Source organism: Facklamia sp. P13064, assembly GCF_050409425.1.
GTDB lineage: Bacteria > Bacillota > Bacilli > Lactobacillales > Aerococcaceae > Facklamia.
The window spans coordinates 1-7,853 of sequence record NZ_JBNUPM010000030.1 but is presented as its reverse complement, the minus strand read 5'-3'; the positions used below and the strand labels follow the sequence as shown (position 1 = coordinate 7,853).

At 32.5% G+C, this 7,853-nt stretch carries 4 protein-coding genes and 3 pseudogenes; 5 read left to right on the top strand and 2 right to left on the bottom strand.

Features of this window, described 5'->3' with window-relative positions; translation table 11 throughout:
• Positions 1–141: 141 nt before the first annotated feature.
• The 4 genes and pseudogenes from ACQV2S_RS08475 to ACQV2S_RS08460 form a co-directional block, all read left to right on the top strand.
• Entirely contained in the window at positions 142–735 is a 594-nt protein-coding gene (locus ACQV2S_RS08475) for a type IV toxin-antitoxin system AbiEi family antitoxin domain-containing protein (protein ID WP_428885391.1), read from the top strand.
• Positions 728–1,561, top strand: a complete 834-nt coding sequence (locus ACQV2S_RS08470) for a nucleotidyl transferase AbiEii/AbiGii toxin family protein (protein ID WP_428885389.1) — start codon at positions 728–730, stop codon at positions 1,559–1,561. The genes ACQV2S_RS08475 and ACQV2S_RS08470 overlap by 8 nt, the downstream gene beginning before the upstream one ends.
• Positions 1,562–1,652: 91 nt before the next feature.
• Positions 1,653–3,369: pseudogene (locus ACQV2S_RS08465) on the top strand (DNA topoisomerase 3).
• Positions 3,344–3,882, top strand: a pseudogene (locus tag ACQV2S_RS08460) (ATP-binding protein); the annotation flags it as partial. The pseudogenes ACQV2S_RS08465 and ACQV2S_RS08460, both read left to right, overlap by 26 nt.
• 205 nt (positions 3,883–4,087) lie before the next feature.
• Here ACQV2S_RS08460 and ACQV2S_RS08455 read toward each other — a convergent pair.
• Positions 4,088–5,026: pseudogene (locus tag ACQV2S_RS08455) on the bottom strand (IS30 family transposase).
• 112 nt (positions 5,027–5,138) lie between these two features.
• Positions 5,139–5,750, bottom strand: a complete 612-nt coding sequence (locus ACQV2S_RS08450) for a hypothetical protein (RefSeq protein WP_428885388.1) — start codon at positions 5,748–5,750, stop codon at positions 5,139–5,141.
• A 447-nt stretch (positions 5,751–6,197) separates the two neighbouring features.
• Here ACQV2S_RS08450 and ACQV2S_RS08445 point away from each other — a divergent pair, with 447 nt between their 5' ends.
• Positions 6,198–7,790, top strand: a complete 1,593-nt coding sequence (locus ACQV2S_RS08445) for an ATP-binding cassette domain-containing protein (RefSeq protein ID WP_428885386.1) — start codon at positions 6,198–6,200, stop codon at positions 7,788–7,790.
• Positions 7,791–7,853: the final 63 nt, after the last annotated feature.

Sequence of the window (7,853 nt, the reverse complement as noted above, 5' to 3'; positions counted from 1 at the left end):
ATAGAGGGACATTTTGATTTGTGTTCTCTTGAGACATTATCATTTACGTTTAACATTATTACTTTTTAAAAACTATTTATTGTTGCAAGTGTGCGTACAAAACGATATAATGTAAGCACGATTACAACAAAGGGTGGTATTATGAATTATATAGAAAAAATAAGGGAAAAAATAAAACAATCTGGTGGAATTATTACGAGTAAGGAAGTTAAAAACTCAGGTATTCCTACCGTATATCTTACACGAATGGTTGAAAATGGAGAGCTAACTCGTGCAAGTAGAGGGATTTATATAGATTCTAATGGAGACTATGATGAATATTACTTTTTTCATAGTAGATTTAGTGTTCCTATTTTTTCTTATGTATCTGCCCTGTATCTTCATAAATTTACGGATATAATTCCAAATGAAATGGAAATTACAGTATATAGAGGCTACAATCCTCATCGTATAAGTGAGAATGTAATAATACATTATGTAACAAAAGATATTTATGATTTAGGTGTTACAGAATGTAAAACCGTATTTGGGAATTTAGTTAAAGTTTATGATCTGGAAAGAACTCTTTGCGACCTTATAAAAAATAGAAATGAAGTTGAAGCAGAGCTATTTTCTAAAACAATTAACAGGTATGTACGCTCCCAAAATAAGGACTTGAACAAACTTTACGAGTATTCAAAAAAAATGAAGATATATGAACAAGTAAAAGAACTAATGGAGGTTATCTATGAATAAGGATAAATTAAGGGCTATGTGTCAAAAACTATCAAAAGAGACTAGACTTAGCTTTAACGCAATACAAACACACTTTTTTCTGGAAGGCATTTTAGGAAAAATTGCCAGCAGTGATGAGAATGAAAATTTCATATTTAAAGGTGGTTTTTTACTTGCGAATGTAATTGGTATTAGGCAGAGAAATACTGTAGATATTGATTTTTTGATAAGACGATTTTCTCTTACAGAAGAAAATATAAAACAAAGATTTGAAAAAATGTTTCAAAAGAAAGATGGTACAGGAATAAGTTATGAAATTCAAAAGATAGATGAAATACGCAAGGAAGATGAGTATGGTGGATTTAGAATTACTATTCTTTGCAGATTAGAGAATATAAGACAAATTATTCCTCTTGATATAGCAACAGGAGATCCAATTACACCAAGTGAAATATCTTATGAATACAAGAGTATTTTCAGTGATGATGTTTTTGATATTTGTGCTTACAACATAGAAACAATGCTTGCAGAGAAGCTTCAGACAGTCTATAAAAGAGGGGTGTTTAATAGTAGAAGTAAAGATTTTTATGATATTTACATTCTGTATCATTTGGAAAAAGAAGAAATTGATTTTGAAAGATTAAAGAAAGCTTGTGAAAATACATTTAGATACAGAAGGACAGATTTTGATGTTGATAGTATTCTTGAGGTATTAAACATATTAAAAAATGAGAAAGATATTAATACAAGATGGGCTAATTATCAAAAAAGATTCAGCTATGCCAAAGACATAAGTTTTGATGATGTAATAAATACAACAATAGAATTAGTAGGAAAAATTAAATAATGCACCAAAAACTATACAATATTTGGTGCAAACAAAGGGCGAGAGAGTAAAATCTTTCGCCCTTTTCTATTGAAAACGGGAGGAAAAATATATGAAACTTGTAATTGCAGAAAAACCAAGTGTAGCAATTTCAATTGCTAAAGTGATAGGAGCTAAAAAAGAAAGAAGGATATTATGAGGGAAATGGCTATAGGGTAAGTTGGTGTGTAGGTCATTTAGTGCAAATGGCGAATCCCGACGCTTATGATGAAAAATATGCTAAGTGGAATATGGCGGATTTACCGATTATTCCAAAAGAATATAAGTATGTGGCGGCAAAGTCTACCAAGAAACAATTTAATATTCTCAAAAAGTTGATGAACGATAAGGAAATAGACATTGTGGTAAATGCTTGCGACGCAGGTCGTGAGGGAGAAAGTATTTTTAGACTTGTATATAACGAAGCAAATTGTAAAAAGAAGATGAAACGCCTTTGGATTTCCTCTATGGAAGATACTGCAATTAAAGAGGGTTTTGATAATCTACAAGATGGGAGTTCTTACAATAATCTCTTTGAATCATCGCAAGCAAGAGCGATTGCAGATTGGCTCGTTGGAATGAATATCAGTAGACTTTATTCTTGCTTATATAGTCAAAACTATAGCGTAGGAAGAGTACAAACGCCAACACTTGCTATGATTGTTAATCGTGATGATGAAATCGTCAATTTTAAGAAAGAAAAATACTATGCAGTAGAGCTATCATTTAATGGATTTACACTTTCAACTGACAGAATTGACGATAAAGAGATTGCTGAGCAGCTATTAAATTTATTGGGCGATAAGATTGAAATTACAGATGTTATTCAAAAGGAAAAGATAACAAAACCTGAGCTTCCATTTGATTTAACAACACTTCAAAGAGAGTGTAATAAGTATTTTGGATATAGTGCAAAGCAAACACTTGACTATGCTCAAAGTCTTTATGAAAAGAAATTTATAACCTATCCAAGAACCGATAGTCGTTGTCTTACGGAAGATATGATTACAAGCACTATTAACAATATCTTAGGTAAGAATGATTTTGATACAAAACGCATTAAGGTTGTCTTTAACTCGAAAAAGGTTACAGATCATCATGCAATTATACCGACAGTAAGCAGTATGAATGAGTGCTTAACTTCACTTCCGGAAAGTGAATTAAAAATATATGAACTTGTTTTAAGTAAGCTACATGCAAGTGTAGGCTATCCTTTAATTGAGAATACAACAAAGATTGTTGCTGAATTTGACGGATTTGAATTTACAAGTAGCGGTAAAGTGATTGTTGATGAGGGATTTACCAAGTATCTAAAAGAATATATTAAAAAGAAAAGTGAGGATAATCTTCTTCCTGATGTAAAGATAGGTGATATTCTTGATGTTGAAAACAAGGAGATAAAAGAAAAATACACAGCACCACCGAAACACTTTACTGAAGATACGCTTTTAAAGGTTATGGAGCTTGCAGGAAATGACGCATTGGAAAAATGTGTAGAAGTTGAGCGAAAGGGACTTGGAACATCTGCAACAAGAGCAGGAATTATTGAAAATCTAATCTTTAAGGGATTTATTGAGAGAGATAAGAAAAACCTTATTGCTACACATAAGGGAATCAGCCTTGTAACAATTGTTGCTGATGTCTTTAAATCCGCAAAAACAACAGCAAAATGGGAAATGGAATTATCCGATATTGCACAGGGTAAATCTTCAAAGAAAATTTTTTTAGAGGCGATTGAAAATGAGATAAAAGAAGTGGTTTTAACTTATAACCAGTACATTGGCTCATAGAGATCATTCAAGCGGTTTTCCTGCAAAAATGAATATTGACGATGAGAAGATTATTATAGAAAACAGTAATTTAGCTCATGGAATGGGGCATTGGACTTACAAAAGTTTGAGTCTTTCCCTAAAAATCCTGCTATCTCAAAAGTGTTTAGAGAAATAGGACTTGCTGATGAGCTTGGTTCAGGTATGAGAAACACATATAAATATACAAGACTATATTCAGGTATTGATCCTCTGTTCGAGGAGGGAAATATTTTTAGAACGATAATTTCTTTGAAGAAAATAGCGACTTAAAAAGTTGGAAAAAGTGGTGTCGCTCACAGTGTCGTTCAGGATGTCGCTCACGATAAGATAGCTCTTGCAGAATTTATAAAAGAAAAAATAAGAGAAAATGATAAGATTACAAGAAAAGCAATTGCAGATGAAGCTGGAGTTAGTGTAAAGACTATAGAAAGAGCCATTAAAGAAATAGATAGTCTAAAATATGTAGGCAGAGGAAGTAATGGTCATTGGTAACTGAGTGAATAGCATTAAGTTGCAATGTCATGATTTATGCAGGTATGATTGAGACATAAAGCCAGTAAAATAAGGGTTTTTAGTAAGTTGAAGTAGAAAATTTAAGTTGCAGTAAGTTGCAACACATAGAATGTTTAGGTGATTAGAGTAAAATCTAAGCACCTTTTTTTATTTGATGAATTGCAATAATAAGTGCGACATTATTTTACTCAAGTAATGCTAGTTCGTGCATAAATACTTCAAAAGGTGTTTTAAAATTAAGACATTTCCTAGGACGATTATTGATTAGCCACAAGGCTTCATAGAGCTGTATTGGAGTGACTTTTGATAAATCTGTTTTCTTTGGAAAGAACTCTCTTAACAACCCATTTGAGTTCTCATTCGTTCCTCTTTGCCAAGCACTGTAAGCATCTGCAAAGTAAAAGCTAATACCATGATTTTCTATCTCCGGGTAACAAGCAAATTCTTTCCCACGATCTGAAGTAAATGATTTAAGCGCCTCAATCGGTAAAACTTCTATTAGGCTGTCAACAGCTCCTTGCATAGCATCTTTTGATCGGTTTGTCATCAATAAAGCCAGGTAAAAACGACTTTTCCGTTCGGCAAAGGTTCCTAAACATCCCTTGCTTTTTCCTCGTGAAGAGACCATGGTGTCTAATTCCCAATGACCAAATTCTTTTCAATCCTTAACTGCCTTAGGTCTTTGTGTAATCGAAGTCCCTATATTAAATTTCCCTCGAGTTTCTGGCGTTTTACGTCGTTTTCCTTTTTGCCTGAGAACATCGAGAGAGATTTGGAGAATTCCTTGATAAATCCAATTATAGATAGTTTTAAACGAAAGCTTTCCTTGATAATCACGTCCTACTATCTGTTCAGGGGACCAAGTGAGTAGTAGTTTAGATTGAATCGCTTGAATCAATTCAGAAGTATGCTTCGGGTTTCTTCCTTTGGATTGACCTTTAATCTCTGCATTCATATGAGCCGTACTTGCTTGATAAGCGCCAGAAATACATCTTCCTAATTCACGATAAATGGTAGAGCGATGTCGGTTTAGTAACTTAGCGATTTGGTTGACTGGATAACCTTCTTGATGAAGTATTTCTATTTTCGAACGTTCTTCTATGGTAAGATGTGTGTAGCTCATAACAGTCCTCCGTGTTAGTGTTTGTGTGATTACTTACATTTTACACGAACCTGTTATGAGTTTTTTAATATTTGTCGCAATTAATTTTACAATCTATCATTTAAAATAAAGATTAAGCTCCAAAAATAAAGGTGATATAAACCATTAGAGTCAGGAAGAACAAGAAAGTTTCAACATTAACAAGCACTGTATTTGGCTTTATTTTTTCAAATAACTTGACACTTTTTACTAAACTAGCATCTAAAATGATTATTAGATAATAAAAAATGAACAGTCCAAATAAAAACATCACCACTGCCATTATGCCTTCTCCCTTCTGCCAAAAGCATAGCCCCAAGAAAATAGCCCATAAACATTTGAAAAAATTAACTAAGCCTTCATAGGGAAGAGATAATGTCGCCATCATATAGTTTGTTTGACTATCGCTTATTTTTTTATCTTCATTGTACTTGGCTAAAAAGGCTATATGACCAGTTTGCAGAGCCATTCCAGCTACTAGTAGAATTAAATAAACTGAACCAAACACACTTCCTACCAATAAAATATCAGAATCGAGTAATTGATAGAGAACAAATGGTAAGGGAAGCCACATAGCATACATGATGGCTTGCATTAAATGCAATAGAGCATACTCATTATTCTCTGTCATCTTCTTAAAGTTAAAAAGAATGAGTAGAAATATCAAAATTCCTATCCAACCAAAAATTATTGTTGAAAATAACATCATAGCCTCCTTATGAAAATTTGTTCATATCGAGTTTTTAATTAATTATTTATGAAAAATAAGATTATTGAAGAGTCTACTTTAATTATATCTACTATTTAAATTGTTTACCAACTATAAAAATAATTAAAAGAAAATTCAAATTTTAGAATAACCGAACAATAATTTAAATGTGTATCTGCTTATTGAATGATTCCGTCGCATTTAATAAGCTTTTTAGTATAATAGTTTTGAAAACGTTTAATAAATGGCCTATTGTAAAAAGCATAGACACTATCTGCACACGTAACTTTCAATAAAGAGAAAAGGAAAGGCTTTATATATGACCATTGATTGAGAGAAATTACTGTTCGAGCATTTAAAAATTTATAGTGGATAATAATAAGTTGAAGCTAATAGGGTGAAAAAAATATAACTAATATAATTGAAGTTTAGGTGGACTTGCTTATGAAAATACTGAAATATATTAAAAAGAATGTACTCATCTATTTTTTAATAGGAATGTTACTTAATAGTGGTTTAATGCTTATAAAGCCATTACTACTTGAGCGTTTACTAAACATTCGCGAAGAGCATTTGACTACAGATACGATTCTTTCCTTTATAGTGTATGGTTTAATTTTACACTTGATTTTTTATAGCACTATGCTCTTGGCTAATTTTGTTAGTAATAATCTACAACGTCATTTACAAATAAGATTAAAAAGTCAATTAATGAAACGATTATTTTTAAAAGATTCCATTATGTATGATGAGAAAGTTTCAATCCTTACACAAGACATGGAGCTATTGTACGATCGTTTTCTTCTTCCTGTAGATATTATGATCGGAAAGGCATTTATGCTATGTACCACAATCGTTTTTATTCTGTGGCACAATTTTTGGTTAGGTCTCTTTTTTGTAGCTTTCTCATTTCTTCGGCCTTTACCGCAATTCTTGATGAATCGTCATTTACAAGATAGTGGTGCTGCTTTCTCAAAAAAACAAAAGCAATTCCATCGATCTGTAGGAGATTTTTTTAAAGGAGCGAACACCTTTTATTTTTATGGTGCTAGTAAAGAAAAATTATCTCTGCTTGAAAACATTAATGAGGAATATGAAAATGCTCGCTGGAAAAATGAATGGACCAGTAATATCGTCTTTTTTCTAAACGGTCCATTAGTATTTTTTAGTCAAGTTCTGCCTTTAGCTGTAGGGCTATTCCTACAAAAACAAGGCGTTGAATTGACTACGGCTAGCTTGATAGCTATGTATATCGCGACTATGAATCTCAGTGGTCCCATTCAATCGATCATGTACAGTATTTCTGATATTCAGCGTTCAAGTGACGTGAGAAATAAACTTTATAGCTTACTTGAAGATCCTGGTTCTGAATACACATATTTTACAGCAGATTCTGTCGCTGAATTGGTCTTGGAAAATATATCGAAAAATAGTGAAGAGCGAGTACTCTTCAAAAATTTTTCCTTGAATTTATCCATGCCAAGCAAAGTCTTGATAAAGGGCGCCAGTGGTTCTGGGAAATCCACTTTACTAAGGATCATAGCAGGAGTAATAAGTGCTGATAATGGACGTGTTTTTGTGCGCAATAATCAAGGCGAAGAATTCTTTGAATATCAAGGAAATATTGCCTATATTTCACAACATCCTTTTTTCAGTCACGGATCTATTCGTGATAATTTAACTTTGGGACAGAATTTTCCAGATAATAAACTTTTATATTTTTTAGATCAAGTTGGTTTAACGAATGAAATCCCAGCTATATTGGATTATCAATTGGAAAATAATGGTGAAAATATTTCAGGCGGTCAACGCCTGCGTTTGGAACTGGTTCGTTGTTTGCTTAGAAAGAAGGACATCGTTCTAGCTGATGAGATAACCGCTGCTTTAGATATTCAAAACGCTCGGCGTGTTCGTCAGATTCTTTCGGATTTACCGATTATCTTGATAGAAGTTGCGCATCATATCGATCCAGAAATAAGTTATGACCAAGTTATAGATATAGATGACTTTAAAGATACCTTTACAAAATATGAATAAACAAAATCGGGGCTGTATCATAAGTCTCAAACCGAAAAACCACTATAAACGTTGTTTAAACAA

What these genes read in the sequence shown, in the direction of transcription:
- ACQV2S_RS08475 (WP_428885391.1), top strand. Translation starts at nt 142, where the DNA reads ATGAATTATATAGAAAAAATAAGGGAAAAAATAAAACAATCTGGTGGA.
- ACQV2S_RS08470 (WP_428885389.1), top strand. Translation starts at nt 728, where the DNA reads ATGAATAAGGATAAATTAAGGGCTATGTGTCAAAAACTATCAAAAGAG.
- ACQV2S_RS08450 (WP_428885388.1), bottom strand. Translation starts at nt 5,750, where the DNA reads ATGTTATTTTCAACAATAATTTTTGGTTGGATAGGAATTTTGATATTT.
- ACQV2S_RS08445 (WP_428885386.1), top strand. Translation starts at nt 6,198, where the DNA reads ATGAAAATACTGAAATATATTAAAAAGAATGTACTCATCTATTTTTTA.